The following is a 19,748-nucleotide window of genomic DNA, read 5'->3' on the forward strand; positions in this document are numbered from 1 at the left end:
GATGCCTACGACAAACCACGAACGGTGGTCGACACCTGTGGACAAAGTTATCCACAGGGGTCGCGGAAACCGGCGGCCCGCGGGACGGTCATGCCATGAACAAGCACGACGAAACCACCGGACCGCCGGACGCACAGCAGATCACTCTGCGGGGTCCCGCCGAACTTGCCGACGCCCTTCCGTACCTGATGGGTTTCCATCCGAACGACAGCGTGGTCATGGTCGCCCTGCACGGTGGCCGGGGCCGCTTCGGCGGCAGACTGAGGCTGGGTATTCCGCACGAGCCGGAGGAGTGGGGGCCGGTCGCCGACCAACTCGCGCAGTGCCTGATCGTGGGAAGTGAGAGGCGCGAATCCCGTCCCGACGCGATCATCGTCTTCCTCTGCCAGGACCCGGCCGAGGGGGAGGGCGCCTCGCAGACCATGGAGCGGCTGAGGCCGCTCGCCCAACGCCTGCGGACGGCCTGCGGCGCGCTCGACGTGCCCGTGCTCGAAGCGCTGTGCATCTCCGACGGCCGTTACTGGTCCTACTGCTGCCCCGATGACCGCTGCTGCCCGCCCGAGGGCAATCCGCTGGCCCTGCCGGGCACCACGGTGATGGCTGCCGCAGCCGCGTACGCAGGTGTTCAGGTGCGCGGATCGCTGCGGGACATGGAAGCGCGCCTCTTGCCAGGGGAATCCGCGGCGGCGCAGGAGCAGGAACGGGCTCTGGACTCAGCGGGTGCCGTGCTGGTGTCCCGGATCCTCGACGTCGAAGGGCGCGGTGAGGTGGCGGCAGAGACCCTGGCGCTCGCGCGTGACCTCATGGAACGCCTCAGGAAGGCGCCGGCCGCCGGGTCCGCCGGGACGGACGGCGGTGACGACGGCCTGATCGCGCCCCACGAGGCGGCGGCTGTGATCCTCGGCCTGCAGGACCGCGAGACGAGGGACCGGGCGGCCGAGTGGATGGAGGGCGGCGAGGCGGAAACGGCGCTGCGGCTGTGGCATGTTCTGGCCCGCCGCTGTGTCGGCCCGTATGTGGAGCACGCAGCGGCGCCCCTGGCGCTGGCCGGTTGGGTCTCATGGTCCACCGGCGACGAGGCGGGTGCCAGGGTGGCGTTGGGGCTCGCTCTGCGCGCCGACCCCCATTACACGTTCGCCCAGCTCCTGCACCAGGCGTGCAATCAAGGTCTCGACCCGGAGACGCTGCGTCGGTGTCTCCGCAGGGAGCGCGTCCGGCGCGACGGCCAGGGTAGCGACAGCCCCTCTCAGGATCCCGGTGGGCGGCACACGGGGCGGGCAGGGCACCGGCGGACCGCGCGCACTCCGGCAGGGAGGCGGAAACGGAAGCCGGTGGACCGGTCGGCAGCAGGCCCTGTCTCCCGTCCGGGCCCGGCCGCCGGCCGGGGACGGGCCGGCGACACACGGCGGCTGGGTTCTCGCGGAGCCGGGAGCCGCGACTGACCGCTGCGTTCACCGGGTCGGCCCGGCCCGCTGCCGGACAGGCCGCAGTCGGAGGGAGCGAAAGGATCCGGCCGACGCCTCTGCCGGGCCGGCCGCCGCCGCAGCGCGTGAAGCGGGCCGAACACGGAACCGGGTATCGCGAAGGGAGTGTTTATCGTCAGGAAGACGACTATGATTTCGGCATGCCGCCCTACGACCCGTCGACCTTCCCGCCCTTCGCTGTCACCGTCGACCTGGTTGTCCTCACGGTGCGACGTCATGCGCTCTGCGCGTTGGTGGTGCGCCGTGGCGAATCACCGTTCCAGGGGCGGTGGGCGCTGCCGGGCGGATTCGTCCGAGCCGATGAGGACCTCGCCGCGGCGGCGGCGCGTGAGCTCGTCGAGGAGACGGGTCTCTGCGCCCACGATCCGGCTGCCCCCGCCGTAGGAAACGGCGCCCACCTCGAACAGCTTGCCACCTACGGCGACCCGGGGCGTGACCCGAGGATGAGAGTCGTCAGTGTCGCGCACCTCGCTCTGGCGCCCGACCTCCCGGCCCCGCGTGCCGGTGGTGACGCGAACAGCGCGCGCTGGGCACCCGTGGACGACCTGCTCGGGCCGGGGGGCGGCTTCGGTCGCGACGACGAGCAGTCGGCGGCACTGGCTTTCGATCACGCGAGGATCCTCGACGACGGGGTGGAACGAGCCCGCTCGAAGATCGAATACTCCTCGCTGGCCACGGCGTTCTGCCCGCCCGAGTTCACGGTCGGTGAGTTGCGGAGGGTGTACGAGGCGGTGTGGGGTGTCGTCCTGGACCCCCGGAACTTCCACCGCAAGGTCACCGGAACGCCCGGCTTCCTGGTTCCGTCCGGTGGGACGACCACGCGGCAGGGAGGCCGTCCCGCGCAGTTGTTCCGGGCCGGGGCGGCGACCGTGCTCAACCCTCCGATGCTGAGGCCGGAAGTCTGAGCGGGTCCGGCCCTTCAGGACTCACCCCGCCCGGACCTGCGGAACGCCCACTGAAGCAACGGTGCGCGAAAAGTCCGGAATGTAGCGTTATCTTGCTGGGGTACTCCATCCTGCCGCCGAGCGGGTCTCACCCTCCGCGAGAGAAGCGATGCTCCAGGCCATCGGACTCACCAGCAGCCCCCGCCGTGACCGTCCGCCCGTTGTGGACGACCTGACCTTCGAAGCCCCGTCCGGCAGCGTCACCGCGTTGCTCGGCGCTCCTGGCTCCGGCAAGACCACCGCCCTCCGCCTGATGCTGGAGCTCGAAGCGGGGAGGGGCGTGACCTACTTCAGGGGCCGCCCGCTGCACCGCATCGGCCATCCCGCACGAGAGGTCGGGGTGTTGCTCGGAGACGTACCGGGGCATCCGGCGCGCACAGCGCGCGGCCAGCTCCGCATGCTCTGTGCCGCGGCAGGAGTTCCGGCGTCGCGAGCCGACGAGCTGCTCGAGGTCGTCGGTCTCGCAGGGCTGGGGGACCAGCGCATCGGCACCCTCTCGGCCGGTATGGACCGGCGGCTCGGCCTTGCTTCGGCCCTGCTCGGTGACCCTCATACGCTTGTACTCGACGAGCCCACCGAGGGCCTCTCGCCGCGTGAGCGGAGCTGGCTCCACGGTCTTCTCCGTGCACACGCGGCCGAAGGGGGCACGGTCCTGCACACCACCGTTGATCCCAAGGAGGCCGCCCGCGCGGCCGACCGTGTGGTCACCATCGACGAGGGACGCCTCGTGGCGGACCAGGAGGTCGCCGACTTCTCCCGTACCCGTCTGCGTCCCAGGGTCGCCGTGCGGACCCCGCACGCGGCCCGGCTTGCCGCCGTGGTGAGCCGTGAGGCCCGCGCCGCGCAGCGCTCCGTCGAAGTGGTCGCCGAGGGAGGCAGCCGTCTGTCGGTGTACGGAAGTACGTGCGCGGAGGTCGGGGACACCGCGTACCGGCACGGAGTCCCTGTCCACCAACTCGCCGACGAGACCGGGGACACAGGCCCGGCGCCCGCTCCTCCCCGAGGCGCGGGTGACAGTCCGGCCGGGACTGTCCCGTCCGGACAGGCCTCGACCGTGGCGATCTCGAAGCTGCCCCCTCCGATCCCCGTGCGCCCGGCCCGTGGCCCGCTCCGGCCCATTCGCTACGAACTGCGCCGGCTCTTCGGCGTAAGGACAACCGCTCTGATCATGGCGGCCGTTCTGGCCCTCTCGGTGGGGCTCTCCGTGCTGATGGCCCGCTCCGGGAGGACGCCTCTGCCGGATCTGCTCGTCGCCTGGCCTGATCTGCTGCCACTACCGCCTGCCGCGTTCGCCGCGGGCCTGCTGGGAGCCCTCTCCTTCGGCGACGAGTACCGGTACCCGGCGCTTGCCGCGGGGCGGGGTACCGTGCCGCGCCGCCTCGGTCTTCTGCTGGCCAAACTGGTGGTCTCGGCGGGGGTCGCGCTGCTGCTCGCGCTGCTCTCCGTTCTGGCGGACGCCGAAGCCCTGCGCCTCGTCTACGGCGGCGACTTGGTAGCCGCCCCCGCGAACGCGGTTCAGCTGGCCGCCAGTTGGGCCGGCCTCTCGGTCGGGTGTGCCTGGGCGGGACTGCTGGGAGCCGGCGTTTTCCGGCTGGCCGGTGCCGGAGTCGCCGCCGTGCTGGCGGTCCCGGTTCTCGTCGTACCGCTGATGCAGAAGCTCCTCGCGGGCCCGTCCGCCCGTTCGGTCACCGGTCTGCCGGGCCGGCTGCGTGAACTCGGTTGGCCGCAGTGGCCGTACGAGACGGACCGATGGGCGATGGCTGCCGTGCGGATCGTGGCCCAACCCGTGGGACTGGCGCTTTCCTTGTCGCTGTCTGCCTTGATCTGCGCGTATGTGTTCACCAGCCTGCGTGGGAGAGCTCGTTGGTGACCGCATCGTCCTGCTGCGGGTAGCCCGTCACGGACAACTCCCCCGAAACAGTGGGATTTCTGTTGATAAGGCGTCAATTGAGAGGTGGGTGCCGATCACCCTTTCGTGTGCTTTTCAGCAAAGACCTCAAGGGGCGGGTGAGCCGCGCCGACAAAGGATGCGTGAGTACCCTTGCGCACACCATGATGACCGCCGCCCGCTCCGCCGACTCCGGCCTCGCCGGCCCGGGCGAACTCGACCGCTATCCCTACACGGAGGCGCCGGCCGGCGAGCGTGCCGCCTTGCGTTCCTGGGGTGGTGCCGAATCCGATCTGGGGCGGGCGAGCCGACGCGGCACGGCCAGTCGCGGCCGTGGGCTTCACGGCCAGCTGGTCCAGCAGCTGGGCCAGATGATCGTTTCCGGTGACCTCGGTGCCGACCGGCCGCTCGTGCCGGAGGAGATCGGTCAGCGATTCGAGGTTTCCCGCACCGTCGTGAGGGAGTCCCTGCGCGTTCTCGAGGCCAAGGGTCTGGTCAGTGCCCGGCCCAACGTGGGCACGCGGGTCCGGCCGGTGAGTGACTGGAACCTGTTGGACCCCGACATCATCGAATGGCGCGCCTTCGGGCCGCAGCGTGATGATCAGCGCCGCGAACTGGAGGACCTCAGGTGGACCATCGAGCCGCTGGCCGCCCGGCTGGCCGCCGGGCACGGGCGCGAGGACATTCAGCAGCGCCTGGGCGACATGATCGAGATCATGGGGCACGCGATGGGGCAGGGGGACGCCGTCACGTTCTCCCGGGCCGACGCGGAGTTCCATGCCCTGCTGATCCAGGCGGCGGGCAACCGCATGCTCGAGCACCTCTCCGGGATCGTGTCGGCGGCCCTGCATGTCTCCGGCGGGCCCGTCACGGGCTGTGACCGGCCCGCTGAGGCGTCTCTCGGTCACCATGCGCGGATCGCGGAGGCTCTCGCGTCAGGTGACTCCGCCGGCGCCGAGGCCGCCATGCGGCAGCTGCTGGTGGGCCACACCGACGGGGAACGGGTGGTTCCCGCGCCTCGCGAGCACTGAGCGTCCGAAACCGGGGTACATGAACCGGGTGCCGTCGGGCCCCAGCGGTTCGGCGGCATGTTTATACGGTGATGCGCCCTCTGGTCTGTTTGTCGCGTATGAGGTGTGACTGGGGCCACGCGAATTGGGCGTAACACTCCTCGAAACAGTGCGATGACTTAAGAGGTGACCGCCGCGGAAGGAATACAGCAGCCACACAGTGCGCTGTGCAGTTCTGAGGCCAAACCCGCGCCGTCGGCGACATCCCCAGCCGACGGTCGTCGGTTCCAGCCCTCTCCAGGGCCGGGCCGGAAGCCGTTTCCATCGTTCCGAGAGGTTGTTCGTGTCGGCCAGCACATCCCGTACGCTCCCGCCGGAGATCGCCGAGTCCGAGTCTGTGATGGCGCTCATCGAGCGGGGAAAGGCTGATGGGCAGATCGCCGGCGATGACGTGCGTCGGGCCTTCGAGGCTGACCAGATTCCGCCAACCCAGTGGAAGAACGTTCTGCGCAGCCTCAACCAGATCCTCGAGGAAGAGGGTGTGACGCTGATGGTCAGTGCCGCGGAGTCGCCTAAGCGCGCCCGCAAGAGCGTCGCAGCGAAGAGCCCGGTCAAGCGCACCGCCACCAAGACTGTCGCAGCCAAGACGACTGTGACGCGGACCGTCGCGGCGTCCGCCGCCCCGGCGGCCGAGAACGCGGACGTGGCGGCCGACGACGCTGCCGTTGCCGCTCCTGCGAAGAAGACAGCAGCCAAGAAGACGGTTGCCAAGAAGACCGTCGCGAAGAAGGCCACGGTCAAGAAGACCGCGGCGAAGAAGGCCGGTAAGCAGGACGACGAGCTGCTCGACGGTGACGAGCCGGTCGAGGAAGTAAAGGCCGGCAAGGGTGAGGAAGAGGAGGGCGAGGGCGAGAACAAGGGCTTCGTCCTCTCCGACGACGACGAGGACGACGCGCCTGCGCAGCAGGTCGCCGTCGCCGGCGCCACGGCCGACCCGGTCAAGGACTACCTGAAGCAGATCGGCAAGGTCCCCCTCCTCAACGCCGAGCAGGAGGTCGAGCTCGCCAAGCGCATCGAGGCCGGGCTCTTCGCCGAGGACAAGCTCGCGAACTCCGACAAGCTCGCTCCGAAGCTCAAGCGCGAGCTGGAGATCATCGCCGAGGACGGCCGCCGGGCCAAGAACCACCTGCTGGAGGCCAACCTCCGCCTCGTGGTCTCGCTGGCCAAGCGCTACACCGGTCGCGGCATGCTCTTCCTGGACCTCATCCAGGAGGGCAACCTCGGCCTGATCCGCGCGGTCGAGAAGTTCGACTACACCAAGGGTTACAAGTTCTCCACGTACGCCACGTGGTGGATCCGCCAGGCGATCACCCGCGCCATGGCCGACCAGGCCCGCACCATCCGCATCCCGGTGCACATGGTCGAGGTCATCAACAAGCTCGCGCGTGTGCAGCGTCAGATGCTCCAGGACCTGGGCCGTGAGCCCACCCCGGAGGAGCTGGCCAAGGAGCTCGACATGACCCCGGAAAAGGTCATCGAGGTCCAGAAGTACGGCCGCGAGCCGATTTCCCTCCACACTCCGCTGGGCGAGGACGGGGACAGCGAGTTCGGAGACCTGATCGAGGACTCCGAGGCCGTCGTGCCCGCGGACGCGGTGAGCTTCACGCTGCTCCAGGAGCAGCTGCACTCCGTGCTCGACACGCTCTCCGAGCGCGAGGCGGGCGTGGTCTCGATGCGCTTCGGTCTCACCGACGGGCAGCCGAAGACGCTGGACGAGATCGGGAAGGTCTACGGAGTGACGCGTGAGCGCATCCGTCAGATCGAATCCAAGACGATGTCGAAGCTGCGCCACCCGTCACGTTCGCAGGTGCTGCGCGACTACCTCGACTAGATCGCGGACGCACATGGCCGGGGCCCGGAACCTGAAGAGGTTCCGGGCCCCGGCCATGTCCGCATGCGGTCGGCACCGGGGCGGATGACGCTGAGTGGGCACTGCTCACCCAGGCGTAAGGAGTCCCCATGCCCCGCGTTCTCGTCCGTGCCCTTCCCGCCGCCCTCACCCTGGCGGTCGCAGCGGCGGTGATACCCCTCGGCCCTCCTGAACCCGCGGCGGCGGACAGCATCATCGTCGGCGGGAGGCCGGTGGCCGTCGCGGACAGTCCGTGGGTCGTGGCCCTGTCGAGCCGTGACCGGTTCGGGGGAATCCGCGCGGGCCAGTTCTGCGGCGGCGTGGTGATCGCACCCAGCAAGGTGCTGACAGCCGCACACTGCCTGCGCGAGGACGTGCTGGGAGCCGCTGTCCCGGAGGTCCGGGACCTGCGGGTCATCGCCGGACGGGACGAGTTGAACGGGCCCGGCGGCCAGGAGATCCCCGTGCGTTCGACGTGGGTCAATCCTGGCTACGACCCGCGTACGAACGCCGCCGACCTCGCGGTCCTCACCCTGGACCGGGCGCTGCCCAGGAGCAGTGTGATCCCGATGGCCGGGGCCGGACACGCCGGGTACGAACCGGGAACCGCGGCGGCGGTGTACGGCTGGGGGGACACGACCGGCTACGGCGCCTATGCCTCGGAGCTGCGTGCGGCCACGGTGCGGGTGCTGCCGGACGGCGATTGCACCCGGGCGTACCCCGGCGGCACACAGGGCGCCTACGAGGCCTCATCGATGCTCTGCGCCGGTGAGAGGGCGGGTGGGCGGGATGCATGCCAGGGGGACAGCGGAGGCCCGCTGGTGGCCCGTGGGCGCCTCATCGGGCTGGTCTCGTGGGGCAGCGGCTGCGGGAGCCCGGGCAGCCCCGGGGTGTACACCCGCATGTCCGCGGCGATCCGGTGGATGGCCGACCGGAGCTGACCGCGGACACCGCACCTCGTGTCCGTAGGTATGAGAACGGGCGGCACTCCCCGAGGGGAGAGCCGCCCGCCGGCCGGTCCTGGACCGGACCCATGGCTCGTCGTGGATGCGAGGTGTCAGTGTTGTTCCTCGTCGGCGGCACTGGCCTGCACGGCAGTGAGCCGATCTGTCTCATCCTGTATTTCCGCGGCGATCTTCTTGAGTTCCGGCTCGAACTTGCGCCCGTGGTGGGCGCAGAAGAGCAGTTCACCGCCGCTGATGAGGACGACGCGCAGATAGGCCTGGGCGCCGCAACGGTCACAGCGGTCTGCTGCGGTCAGCGGGCTCGCGGGGGTCAGAACAGTAGTCACGTCGCCTCTTCTCTAGCTCGACGAGCTGTCGTACCAGGGTCAACATCCAACCAGGCCGAAAACGTTCCCGCTCGTGGCATTTCTTCGAAACTTCTTCTCAGGATGGCTGTCTGTTGCCGGTTGGCGGCGAATGTGCCGTATTGCGTAGCGCTACGGTTTCGCGTTGCTTGCGGGGGCAGGTCCACCGGCTGGCTTGCCGGTTGTTCATGAGGACGTGCCCGGAGCCTAAATGGTTCATGCCTCGAAGGGAACGTGATGTGCACGTCACTCCAACGAATGATCGAACGCGTATGCGAGGCTGGACTAGCATAAGGATTCCCCCTGGGTGGCGTTACAACCGCTCTACCAGGCCTCGGTAGGCTCTCAGCGGCTACCGAGGCCGAGCCCGTTACCCACTGGGCCCCAAATGAAATTCAGCGAGGAGCGAACCGCGTGACCGCCGATTCCGTGCCGTCCACTGCGCTGCTGACCGGAGCAGGCGGCTCAGACAGGGACAGCTCCAACTACACCGCGCGGCACCTTCTCGTCCTCGAGGGGCTCGAAGCGGTCCGTAAGCGTCCCGGAATGTACATCGGGTCCACGGACAGCCGCGGACTCATGCACTGCCTCTGGGAGATCATCGACAACTCCGTCGACGAGGCTCTCGGGGGTTACTGCGACACGATCGAGGTCATCCTCCACGACGACGCCTCCGTCGAGGTCCGTGACAACGGCCGGGGCATTCCCGTCGATGTGGAGCCCAAGACCGGGCTCTCGGGCGTCGAGCTCGTCATGACCAAGCTGCACGCCGGCGGAAAGTTCGGCGGCGGCTCGTACGCGGCGTCCGGCGGCCTCCACGGCGTCGGCGCCTCGGTCGTGAACGCGCTCTCCGCCCGGCTGGACGTCGAGGTCGACCGCAACAGCGCGACCCACTCCATCAGCTTCCGGCGCGGTGTCCCGGGCATGTTCACCGAGCAGGGGCCGGACAGCCCCTTCGACCCCGCCAACGGCCTCCGCAAGGGCAAGCGCGTTCCCAAGACGCGTACGGGTACCCGTACGCGGTACTGGGCGGACCGCCAGATCTTCCTCAAGGACGCGAAGCTCAGCCTGGAGACGCTGTACCAGCGAGCTCGCCAGACCGCGTTCCTCGTGCCCGGTCTCACCATCGTGGTACGCGACGAGCGGGGCATCGACGGTGAGGGGAAGACGGAGGAGACCTTCCGCTTCGACGGTGGCATCAGCGAATTCTGCGAGTACCTGGCACAGGACAAGGCCGTCTGCGATGTTCAGCGCCTGACCGGGACGGGAAGCTTCAAGGAGACCGTGCCGGTCCTGGACGACCGCGGGCACATGACGGCGACCGAGGTCACGCGTGAGCTGGGGGTCGACATCGCCCTGCGCTGGGGCACCGGCTACGACACCAACCTCAAGTCCTTCGTCAACATCATCGCCACCCCCAAGGGCGGCACGCACATGACCGGCTTCGAGCGCTCCCTCACGAAGACGGTGAACGAGGTCCTGCGGTCCTCCAAGCTGCTGCGCGTCGCCGAGGACGACATCGTCAAGGACGACGCGCTGGAGGGCCTGACCGCGGTCGTCACCGTACGGCTCGCGGAGCCGCAGTTCGAAGGGCAGACCAAGGAGGTGCTGGGCACCTCGGCGGCCAACCGGATCGTGGCCAACGTGGTCGCCAAGGAGCTCAAGGCGTTCCTGACGTCGACGAAGCGTGACGCCAAGGCCCAGGCCAGGGCGGTGCTGGACAAGGCCGTGGCCGCCGCCCGCACCCGCATCGCCGCCCGCCAGCACAAGGACGCGCAGCGCCGCAAGACCGCGCTCGAGTCCTCCTCGCTGCCCGCGAAGCTGGCCGACTGCCGGAGTGACGACGTGGAGCGCAGCGAGCTCTTCATCGTGGAGGGCGACTCGGCCCTCGGTACGGCGAAGCTGGCCCGGAACAGTGAGTTCCAGGCCCTGCTCCCGATCCGCGGGAAGATCCTCAACGTCCAGAAGTCGTCCGTCTCGGACATGCTCAAGAACGCCGAGTGCGGGGCCATCATCCAGGTCATAGGGGCAGGCTCCGGGCGCACCTTCGACATCGACGCGGCGCGTTACGGCAAGGTCATCATGATGACGGACGCCGACGTCGACGGTTCGCACATCCGCACCCTGCTGCTCACCCTCTTCCAGCGCTACATGCGGCCGATGGTCGAGGCGGGCAGGGTCTTCGCGGCCGTGCCGCCGCTGCACCGGATCGAACTCGTCCAGCCCAAGAAGGGCCAGGACAAGTACATCTACACCTACTCCGACAACGAGCTCAGGCAGACCCTGCTGGAGCTCCAGCGGAAGAACGTCCGGTTCAAGGACTCGATCCAGCGGTACAAGGGCCTCGGTGAGATGGACGCCGACCAGCTGGCGGAGACCACGATGGACCCGCGGCACCGCACCCTGCGCCGGATCAACATCGGCGACCTGGAGTCATCCGAGCAGGTCTTCGACCTGCTGATGGGCAACGAGGTCGCGCCCCGCAAGGAGTTCATCACGAGCTCCGCGGCGACCCTGGACCGCTCGCGTATCGACGTCTGACGCTCTCCCCCGTGGGTGGAGGCCCTTGCTCCACCCACGGTCGACCCTGGGCCGGTCTTTCGGAGGCCCGGCCGTGCACTATGCGCACGGCCGGGGGCTCACGCGGCCGCCCGGCGTATCCGTCACCTGAAATGGTGAAGCACGGCGCATGAAGTGCCCGGGATCTTCCCGGTCTGCCCATTCTTGGCTACGCGGCCGAAAAGGCTCGCGGACAAGGGAGTTGTGGGTGGAGAAGGAAGCAGGGCCGGACGGCGCAGCGATGCGGCTCGACGACCCGTGGTACGAGGCGCCGGGCGGCGGGCGGGGCGAGCCGGACGGCGCGGTGGCCCTCGCGGACCGCGGGCGGATCCGCTCGGGGGAGCGGCAGGGCCCCAGCGCGGCCGAGATCTATCTGGAGGTTCAGAGCAGCCCGGCGTTCCGCGAAGTACGCCGTCGCTACCGGCGGTTCGTGGTTCCCGCCGCGGCAGCGTTCCTGCTCTGGTATCTCGCCTACGTCGTCGCGGCCACCACCGCGCACGACCTGATGGCGCGTCCTGTCGCCGGTGCGCTCAACGTGGCCATGCTGGCAGGGCTCGGACAGTTCCTCACCACGTTCTTGCTCACCTGGGCTTACGCCCGTCACGCGCGTCTGCACCGGGACCGCGCCGCGCTCGAGTTGCGCTGGGAGACCCAGGAGATGACAAGAGGGGCCGGACGGTGAGGGGGGACCATCAGACGCTGGCACTGCTGTTGTTCAGCGCGTTCGTCGCCGTGACGCTCGGCATCACCACATGGGTCAGCCGGAACAGACAGGGTTCCGCCGAGGAGTTCTACGCGGGCGGGCGGCTGTTCTCCCCCGTGGAGAATGGATTCGCCATCGCCGGTGACTACATGTCGGCCGCGTCGTTCCTCGGTATCTCGGGGCTGATCGCCCTCTTCGGCTACGACGGCATGCTCTACTCCGTCGGGTTCCTCGTGGCCTGGCTGGTCGTCCTGCTCCTCGTCGCCGAACTCGTCCGCAACTGCGGGCGGTTCACGCTCGCGGACGTGGTCGCCGCCCGGATGGCGGAGCGACCGGTGCGGACAGCGGTGGGCACCTCGTCCGTCACCGTCTCGGTGCTGTACCTGGTGGCTCAGATGGTGGGCGCGGGGAGCCTCGTCGCGCTGCTGCTCGGAGGTACGAGCGACACCGCCCGATCGTGGACCGTGGTCGGGGTCGGAGCGCTCATGGTGATCTACGTGTCGCTCGGCGGCATGCGCGCCACGACCTGGATCCAGATCGTCAAGGCGGTCCTGCTGATGGCCGGCGCCGTCACGCTCACCGTGCTCGTCCTCGTCCGCTTCCACGGCGACGTCAACGCCCTGCTCGTGTCCGCCGCCGAACGCAGCGGACACGGCAGGGACTTCCTCTCGCCCGGGCTGAGGTACGGCGGGAACTGGACGGCGCGTCTCGACTTCGTCAGCCTCGGCCTGGCGCTCGTCCTCGGCACGGCCGGCCTCCCGCACATCCTGTCGCGCTTCTACACGGTCCCGACCGCCCGCGCGGCCCGTCGCTCCGTCATCTGGTCGATCGGGCTCATCGGCAGCTTCTACCTGATGTCCGTCGTACTCGGGTTCGGAGCGGCCGCGATCGTCGGCTCCGCGGACGTCCGGGCGTCGAACGCCTCGGGGAACACGGCGGTTCCGCTCCTCGCGCTCGACCTCGGAGGCGGGGAGGGCTCCACGGGCGGCACGGTGCTCTTCGCCGTCGTGGCCGCCATCGCCTTCGCCACGATCCTCGCTGTCGTCGCCGGGATCACCCTCGCGTCATCCGCCTCCGTGGCCCACGATCTCTACGCCTCGTTCCGGCGGCCGGGCGCGAAGCAGCGGAGCGAGGTCGGAGTGGCCCGGGTGGCCGCGGCCGGCATCGGGGTGGTGGCCATCGCGCTCGGCCTCCTCGCCCAGAACCTGAACGTCGCGTTCCTGGTGGGGCTGGCGTTCGCGGTGGCGGCCTCCGCCAACCTCCCCGCGCTGCTCTACTCGTTGTTCTGGCGGGACTTCACCACGCGGGGAGCGGTCTGGGCCGTCTACGGCGGGCTGATCCCCGCCGTCCTGCTCGTCCTGCTTTCGCCCGTCGTCTCGGGGAGCCCGACCTCGCTGTTCCCCGGCGTGGATCTCGCGCTCTTCCCCCTGGAGAACCCGGGGCTGGTGTCGATCCCGGCGGGATTCCTGGCCGGCTGGATCGGCACGGTCACCTCGCCCGAGGCGCCCGACCCGGCCAAGCACGCGGAGACGGAGGTCCGGTCGCTGACCGGGGCGGGTGCGGCGTAGCCGGGGCGGGCCGGGCGCTCTCGTGGTGGCGGGGCGGGGGCGTCAGGAGCCGGTGGCCCACGTGTATCGGTGTTCCGGACGGCCCGTCTCGCCGTACTTGAGGGACAGCCGCACGCGGCCCGTGCGTTCCAGCAGCTTCAGGTAGCGCTGTGCGGTCTGACGGCTCATTCCGGCGCTCTCCGAGACCTCCTGCGCGGAGAGCGGCCCGTCGGCCGCACGCAGGGCCTGACGGATCAGTTCCGCGGTGGTCGTCGAATGTCCCTTGGGAAGGTCCGACCCGCCCGTGGCCCACAACGCCCCGAACAGCCGGTCCACCTCGGTCTGTTCGGCCTCGCCGCCGTCCTCGAAACTGCGGCGCAGCGCGGCGTACGCCTCCAGCTTGGTGCGGAGCCCGGCGTACGCGAAGGGCTTCACCAGGTACTGCAGTGCTCCGTGGCGCATCGCCGCCTGAACGGTCGCGACGTCGCGCGCGGCCGTCACCATGATCACATCGGTGTGATGGCCGAGCCCGCGCAGTTCCCGCACCACGGCCAGGCCGTTGCGGTCCGGCAGATAGTGGTCGAGCAGGATCAGGTCGATGGGCACCTCGCCGATCCTGGCGAGGGCCTCGGTTGCCGAGTGGGCCATGGCGGCCACCCGGAAGCCGGGCACCTTGGTGACGTAGGCCGCGTTGATCCGGGCGACCCGGACGTCGTCGTCCACGACGAGAACCTCGATCACGGGGCGTCTCCTGACGTCGCGGGTCGCACGGAGGCGGTGGAGCCCCCGCGGGAGGGGGCGGCGAGCGGTTCCGGTCCGCCGGAGGAGGGGATGCCGGACCGTTCCGGTTCGCCGGGGGAGGGGATGCCGGACCGTTCCGGTCCGTCCATGGCCTCCGGGAGCACGACGGTGAACACCGCCCCGCCTTCGGGGGAGCCCGTCACGGCCACGCTGCCGCCCTGCCGCTCGGCGAGCCGCCGCACCAGTGGCAGGCCCAGGCCGCGCTTGCCGTGGGCCGGGAGTTCCTTGGTCGACCAGCCCTCCATGAAGATGGATTCGTGGTCACCGGCGGGTACACCGGGTCCGCTGTCACGCACCCTCAGTACCACCGTACGGCCCTCGGCCCGCAGTCCGACCTCGATCTGCGCGTCGGCCGATCCCGCGGCGGCGTCCAGCGCGTTGTCGACCAGATTGCCGAGGACCGTGACGAGCCCGCGCGGGTCCACCAGCCGGTCCGGCAGCAGCGTCTCCGGGGCCATGCGCAGCGCGACACCGCGCTCCGCGGCCACGGTCGCCTTGCCGACCAGGAGCGAGGCCAGCAGGGGATCGTGCACCTTCTCGGTGACCTGCTCGGCCGTCGCCCGGTGGACGCCGACGACCTCCGTGACGAACTCCACGGCTTCTTCGTGCATCTCCAGTTCCAGAAGCCCCAGGAGGGTGTGCAGCCGGTTGGCGTGCTCGTGGTCCTGGGCGCGGAGCGCGTCGATCAGGCCGCGCGTGGAGTCCAGCTCGCGGCCGAGGTACTCCAGCTCCGTACGGTCGCGGAGCGTGACCACGGCCCCGCCGTCGTCGGTGGGCATCCGGTTGGCGAGCAGCACCCGGCTGCCGCGGACCGTCACCAGGTCGTCACCGACGACCCGCCCGGCCAGCACGTCGGTGGTCCGGCCTCCGCCCAGTGCCTCGTCGAGCTGCTTGCCCATGGCGTCCGGGCCGAGGCCGAGCAGCCGCTGGGCCTCGTCGTTCAGGAGCCTGATGCGTCCCGTGCGGTCGAGTGCGACGACCCCCTCACGGATGCTGTGCAGCATGGCCTCGCGCTCGGTCAGCAGCGCCGAGATGTCGGAGAACGCCAGGTCATGGGTCTGCCGCTGGAGACGGCGGGAGATCAGATAGGCGGCCAGCGCTCCTACGGCGAGGGCGCCGCCCGCATAGGCGAGCAGCCCTGGGATCGCGGCGAGCAGCCGGGCGCGGACGCTGTCGTACGCGATCCCGACCGAGACGGCGCCGACGACCCGGTCCGATCCGTCGAGCAGCGGTACCTTGCCACGGGCCGAGCGTCCGAGCGTGCCGCTGTCGATCTCCATCACGGACCTTCCGGCGAGCGCCGTGCTCGGGTCGGTGCTGACGACATCGCCGATGCGGGAGGGGTCGGTGTGTGACCAGCGCACTCCCTGCCTGTCCATGATCACGACGTATTCGGCGCCGGTGGACCGCCTGATGCGCTCCGCCGCACCCTGGACGGCACCGTCCGGGTGCGGCTCGGTGGTGAGGAGAGAGGCGGCGAGCTGCGGTTGTGCTGCCGTGCTCTGCGCGATGGCCAGCGCGCGGCGCATCGCCTGGTCGTCGAGCTGGGCGCTGAGCGGTGCCAGGAAGAGGCCCGTGACGAGGACCGTGACACCGGTGATGATGGCCAGCTGCATCAGCAGGACCTGCGAGAAGACCCGCTTCGGCCAGCCGAACCGGCGCGGACCCCGCGGGGTGGTCGGTGGGGCGCTCATCGTACGAACGGTAGAGGGTTCACCGTGCTTACCGAAATCTCCGGCCGTCGACCGCCCTCGATCACCCTTGGAACGCCGTGGACGGGCCGGGGGCCGGCGGTGGAACGCCGGGTGGTCAGGCTCTTGCCTCCCCGCCCTCCGTCTGTGAGCGTTCTATGAGTATCCACTCCAGCGCAATCTTCTTGCGTTTCTTGCGCTAATCTTGCGTTCATGACGCGACGAATTGCTCAGGTTGCCCAGAAAGTAGGAGTCAGCGAGGCCACGGTCAGCCGCGTGCTGAACGGCAAGCCGGGCGTGTCCGACGCCACCCGGCAGGCTGTCCTCTCCGCCCTGGACGTACTCGGCTACGAGCGTCCGACGCAGCTCCGGGGTGAGCGCGCCCGGCTGGTCGGGCTGGTCCTGCCCGAGCTCCAGAATCCGATCTTCCCGGCCTTCGCCGAAGTGGTCGGAGGCGCGCTCGCCCAGCAGGGGCTGACTCCGGTGCTCTGCACGCAGACGAAGGGCGGGGTCTCCGAGGCCGACTACGTCGAGCTCCTCCTGCAGCAGCAGGTGTCCGGGGTCGTGTTCGCCGGCGGGCTGTACGCCCAGGCCGATGCCCCCCATGATCACTACAAGGTGCTCGCCGACCGCAAGATCCCGGTCGTCCTGATCAACGCCGCCATAGCCGATCTCGGATTTCCCGCCGTCTCGTGCGACGACTCGGTGGCCGTCGAGCAGGCCTGGCGCCACCTCGTCTCGCTCGGCCACGAGCGGATCGGGTTCGTCCTGGGGCCGGCCGACCACCTCCCTTCGCAGCGCAAGCTCGCCGCGGCCCGCGCCCTGGCCGCCCGGTCGGGGGCCACGGTCCCGGACGAGTGGGTGGCGAGGGCCATGTTCTCGCTCGAGGGCGGCCAGGCCGCCGCCACACGGCTGCTCGACGAAGGGGTCACGGGCATCATCTGCGCCAGCGACCCGCTGGCCCTGGGGGCGGTACGCGCCGCACGCCGCCGCGGCCTGTCGGTGCCGGGTGACGTGTCGGTCGTCGGCTACGACGACTCGGCGTTCATGAACTGCACGGAGCCGCCGCTGACCACGGTGCGCCAGCCGATCGAAGCCATGGGCCGGGCGGCCGTCGAACTGCTCTCGGTGCAGATCGGAGGGCGTACGGTGCCCTCCGACGAGCTCCTCTTCGAGCCGGAGCTGGTTGTCCGGGGTTCCACGGCCCGGCCTCCCCGGTAGGGAGCCGGTGAGAATTTCCTCCGGCTGTAGTTAATTTGCAAGCTCAGGACCCTGCGATGGGTTCCGCCTCCAGGCCGGGCGCCTTCGGGGCGGGCAGGGGCTGTGGCGGGCGCGGACCGCTGTACTGCCCGCTGGGCCGCAGGCGCAGCGGCTGCTCCGCGTACTCCTCCATCGCGTGGGCGATCCAGCCCGCCGTCCGGGCCACGGCGAACACCGTCTCACCGGCCTCGGCGGGCATCCCGCACGCGACCGAGAGGACGGCGAGGGCCAGGTCGACGTTGGCGTGCAGCCCGGAGTGGCGAGCGGTGGTCGCGACCACGTCTCGGGCCGCCGCCATCGCCGGGGCCGCCTGCGGCATCTCGTCCAGCAGCGCGAACAGCACACCCGCCCGCGGATCCTCACCCGTGTAGAGGCGGTGCCCGAGCCCCGGCACCGGCCGGCCTGCGCGCAGGTGATCCGCGACGACCGGAGCCGCGCTGCCCCGCTCCACGGCTTCGGCCAGCATGCGGTGCGCCGGACCGCTCGCGGCACCGTGCAGCGGGCCGTCCAGTACACCCAGCCCCGCGGAGACCACGGCGTACGGATGCGCGTGGGTCGACGCGGCGACACGGGCCGCCAAGGTGGAGGCGGCGAGATCGTGGTCGGCCAGCAGGACGAGGGCCGTGTCGAGCGCGGCCAGTGCCGCCGCGTCCACGGGCCGCGCGGAGAGCTTGGGCCACAGCTCGGCGGCGAGCGAGCTGTCCGCGCCACCGGGCTCCGCGACATTCGGCAGCGCGCCCACCAGGGTGGGGATCAGATTGCGCGCGCTGTTGAGCACCCCCTCGGGGGAGAGGTCGAACCGCAGGGGGTCGGCGGCCGCGGCCGCGGCGACAGCTGCCCGGAGCCGGTCCGCCGAGCTGCTGTGTGGCGGCAGTGTCGCGGCGGTCCGCCGTGCCGCCGCGAGGGAGTCGGGCGCCGCGACGAAGCGGATACCCGGGCGGAGCTCACCGGTCCAGATCCACTCGGCCACCTCCTCGTAGCCGTGGCGGCGGGCGAGCCCGGCGACGTCGACGCCCCGGAAGTAGCAGCGGTCCGGCGTGATGAGCGTGATGCCGGTACGGAAGACCAGGTCGCCCGAGGCGGACGACGGAGTTTCCCTGCGCCCGGTCCGGCGTGCCAGGGCGTCGATCTCGGCGGCGTCGAACGTGCTGCCGCGCCCACCGGGGACCCGTGTGCTGGCGAGTTGCCCGCGGCTCACGTACGCGTACACGGTCTCCGGCTTCACCCCGAGCCGTTCGGCGGCCTCCCGGGTGGTGAGCCGGGGCGCCACCGCCGCCCTTTCGGCCTCTGTGCCCTGAGGGCCGGTCCCGTGTGCCGAGTCATGCGTCATGGCGCCACCGTACCCACATCCATGGATGGCCGATCACTCCAACCCGATACTTATATTGATTAAGTCAACATTGACAGCTTTTCATCAACCATGAACAGTTGAATCAATGTCAAGTTGTTCGGCGGAGGAGAGACCTGCCATGCCTGCCTCGCACACGGAAACCGCACCACTGGAAACCCCCCGGGGTCTCGCCGGCGTGATCGTCACCGACACCGCGCTCGGAGACGTGCGCGGTCGTGAGGGCTTCTACCACTACCGGCAGTACTCGGCGATCGAGCTGGCGCAGAGCCGCAGCTTCGAGGACGTCTGGTACCTGATGTTCCATGGCGAACTGCCCGGCCGGGCGGCGGGCGCCCGCTTCGCCGCACGCACCGCCGGTCTGCGCCGGCTGCCCGCCGAGGTGCGGGACGCGCTGCCGTCCATCGCCCGCGCGGGCCTGGTCTCCGGCCCGCTCGCCGGACTGCGTACCGCGCTCTCGTTGCTCGGGGCATCGGCGGGGTTCCGCCCGGTGTACGACATCGGCGCCGACCGCCGCCGCGAGGACGCCCTCGCGCTGTGCGCCGCGGTCCCCACCGTGCTGACCTCCCTGCACCGTCTCGGGCAGGGCCTGGAACCGGTCGAACCGCGTGACGACCTCCCGTTCGCCGCGAACTACCTGTACATGCTCACCGGCCAGGAGCCGGATGCCGCACGGACGGCGGCCGTCGAGCGGTACCTCGTCTCCACCGTCGACCACGGTTTCAACGCCTCCACCTTCACTGCCCGGGTGATCGCCTCCACCGGTGCCGACGTCGCCGCCTGCCTCGTGGGAGCGGTCGGCGCGCTGTCCGGACCGCTGCACGGCGGCGCACCCAGCCGGGCACTGGACACCCTGGACGCCATCGGCACACCGGACCGGATCGACGGCTGGATCCGTGAGCGAGTCCTCGCAGGAGAACGGATCATGGGGTTCGGGCACCCCGTCTACCGCACCGAGGACCCGCGCTCACGCATGCTCCGCTCGGTCGCGCAGAGCTTCGGCGGCCCGCTCGTCGAACTCGCCGTGGAGGTGGAACGCCAGGTGGAGTCGATCCTCGCCGAGCTCAAGCCGGGACGCGAGCTGCACACGAACGTGGAGTTCTACGCCGGGGTGGTCATGGAGCTCTGCGGACTGCCCCGCGCGATGTTCACCCCCACCTTCTGTGCCGCGCGCATGGTCGGATGGAGCGCCAATATCCTGGAGCAGGCGGAGGACTCGAAGATCATCCGTCCGGCGGCCCGCTACGTCGGGGCTCCGCCTCCGTCCCCCGTGCCCGCGCCCTGACCGACCCGAG

The 19,748-nt window shown here is 70.2% G+C and carries 15 protein-coding genes; 11 read left to right on the forward strand and 4 right to left on the reverse strand.

The genetic code is table 11. The annotated features are described in order from the left end of the window. Positions 1-95 precede the first annotated feature (95 nt). The 6 genes from OO67_RS31465 (at position 96) to OO67_RS31490 (ending at position 8,176) form a co-directional block, all read left to right on the forward strand. Positions 96-1,442, forward strand: a complete 1,347-nt coding sequence (locus tag OO67_RS31465) for a DUF4192 domain-containing protein (protein ID WP_033305208.1) — start codon at positions 96-98, stop codon at positions 1,440-1,442. Between the two features lie 182 nt (positions 1,443-1,624). Beyond that, positions 1,625-2,389 carry an NUDIX hydrolase gene (locus tag OO67_RS31470; RefSeq protein ID WP_033305209.1) on the forward strand — a complete coding sequence of 255 codons (765 nt, stop codon included), beginning with the start codon at positions 1,625-1,627 and terminating at the stop codon, positions 2,387-2,389. 148 nt (positions 2,390-2,537) lie between these two features. Next, positions 2,538-4,298: an ABC transporter ATP-binding protein gene (locus OO67_RS31475; protein WP_033305210.1), complete on the forward strand. Its 1,761-nt coding sequence runs from the start codon at positions 2,538-2,540 to the stop codon at positions 4,296-4,298. 182 nt (positions 4,299-4,480) lie between these two features. After that, positions 4,481-5,347: a FadR/GntR family transcriptional regulator gene (locus OO67_RS31480; RefSeq protein WP_157841750.1), complete on the forward strand. Its 867-nt coding sequence runs from the start codon at positions 4,481-4,483 to the stop codon at positions 5,345-5,347. A 322-nt stretch (positions 5,348-5,669) separates the two neighbouring features. Then, on the forward strand, positions 5,670-7,217 hold the full coding sequence (locus OO67_RS31485) for an RNA polymerase sigma factor (protein ID WP_033305212.1): 1,548 nt from the start codon (positions 5,670-5,672) through the stop codon (positions 7,215-7,217). Between the two features lie 128 nt (positions 7,218-7,345). Next, complete coding sequence (locus OO67_RS31490) at positions 7,346-8,176, forward strand: S1 family peptidase (RefSeq protein WP_033305213.1); 831 nt, start codon at positions 7,346-7,348, stop codon at positions 8,174-8,176. A gap of 116 nt (positions 8,177-8,292) precedes the next feature. On the opposite strand, the gene OO67_RS31495 is transcribed toward OO67_RS31490, so the two are convergent. Further along, positions 8,293-8,526: a DUF7455 domain-containing protein gene (locus OO67_RS31495; protein ID WP_014153643.1), complete on the reverse strand. Its 234-nt coding sequence runs from the start codon at positions 8,524-8,526 to the stop codon at positions 8,293-8,295. Between the two features lie 432 nt (positions 8,527-8,958). Here OO67_RS31495 and OO67_RS31500 point away from each other — a divergent pair, with 432 nt between their 5' ends. From OO67_RS31500 to OO67_RS31510, 3 genes are all read left to right on the forward strand, one after another. Next, complete coding sequence (locus OO67_RS31500; RefSeq protein WP_033305214.1) at positions 8,959-11,085, forward strand: DNA gyrase/topoisomerase IV subunit B; 2,127 nt, start codon at positions 8,959-8,961, stop codon at positions 11,083-11,085. 226 nt (positions 11,086-11,311) lie between these two features. Beyond that, positions 11,312-11,785, forward strand: a complete 474-nt coding sequence (locus OO67_RS31505; protein WP_078598394.1) for a DUF485 domain-containing protein — start codon at positions 11,312-11,314, stop codon at positions 11,783-11,785. Further along, positions 11,782-13,374 (forward strand): solute symporter family protein, encoded by a 1,593-nt coding sequence (locus OO67_RS31510; RefSeq protein ID WP_033305216.1) that lies wholly within the window; start codon positions 11,782-11,784, stop codon positions 13,372-13,374. The genes OO67_RS31505 and OO67_RS31510 overlap by 4 nt, the downstream gene beginning before the upstream one ends. A gap of 42 nt (positions 13,375-13,416) precedes the next feature. Here the strand turns inward: OO67_RS31510 and OO67_RS31515 are convergent, their stop codons facing one another. Continuing rightward, positions 13,417-14,094, reverse strand: a complete 678-nt coding sequence (locus tag OO67_RS31515) for a response regulator (RefSeq protein WP_033305217.1) — start codon at positions 14,092-14,094, stop codon at positions 13,417-13,419. Continuing rightward, positions 14,091-15,848: a sensor histidine kinase gene (locus OO67_RS31520; RefSeq protein ID WP_033305218.1), complete on the reverse strand. Its 1,758-nt coding sequence runs from the start codon at positions 15,846-15,848 to the stop codon at positions 14,091-14,093. Before OO67_RS31520 ends, OO67_RS31515 begins: the two co-directional genes overlap by 4 nt. 210 nt (positions 15,849-16,058) lie before the next feature. Between OO67_RS31520 and OO67_RS31525 the strand changes: the two genes are divergently transcribed. Further along, a complete protein-coding gene (locus OO67_RS31525; RefSeq protein WP_033305219.1) occupies positions 16,059-17,066 on the forward strand; it encodes a LacI family DNA-binding transcriptional regulator in 1,008 nt (335 codons plus the stop codon). 43 nt (positions 17,067-17,109) lie between these two features. Here OO67_RS31525 and OO67_RS31530 read toward each other — a convergent pair whose 3' ends face one another. Beyond that, the gene (locus tag OO67_RS31530; protein WP_078598392.1) at positions 17,110-18,435 is read right to left on the reverse strand and encodes a citrate synthase; all 1,326 of its coding nucleotides are present in this window, start codon (positions 18,433-18,435) and stop codon (positions 17,110-17,112) included. 139 nt (positions 18,436-18,574) lie between these two features. Between OO67_RS31530 and OO67_RS31535 the strand changes: the two genes are divergently transcribed. Then, positions 18,575-19,738, forward strand: coding sequence for a citrate synthase/methylcitrate synthase (locus tag OO67_RS31535; protein WP_033305221.1), 1,164 nt, complete (start codon positions 18,575-18,577; stop codon positions 19,736-19,738). The last annotated feature ends 10 nt before the right edge of the window (positions 19,739-19,748 follow it).

It is taken from the genome of Streptomyces atroolivaceus, assembly GCF_000717025.1.
Taxonomy (GTDB): domain Bacteria; phylum Actinomycetota; class Actinomycetes; order Streptomycetales; family Streptomycetaceae; genus Streptomyces; species Streptomyces atroolivaceus.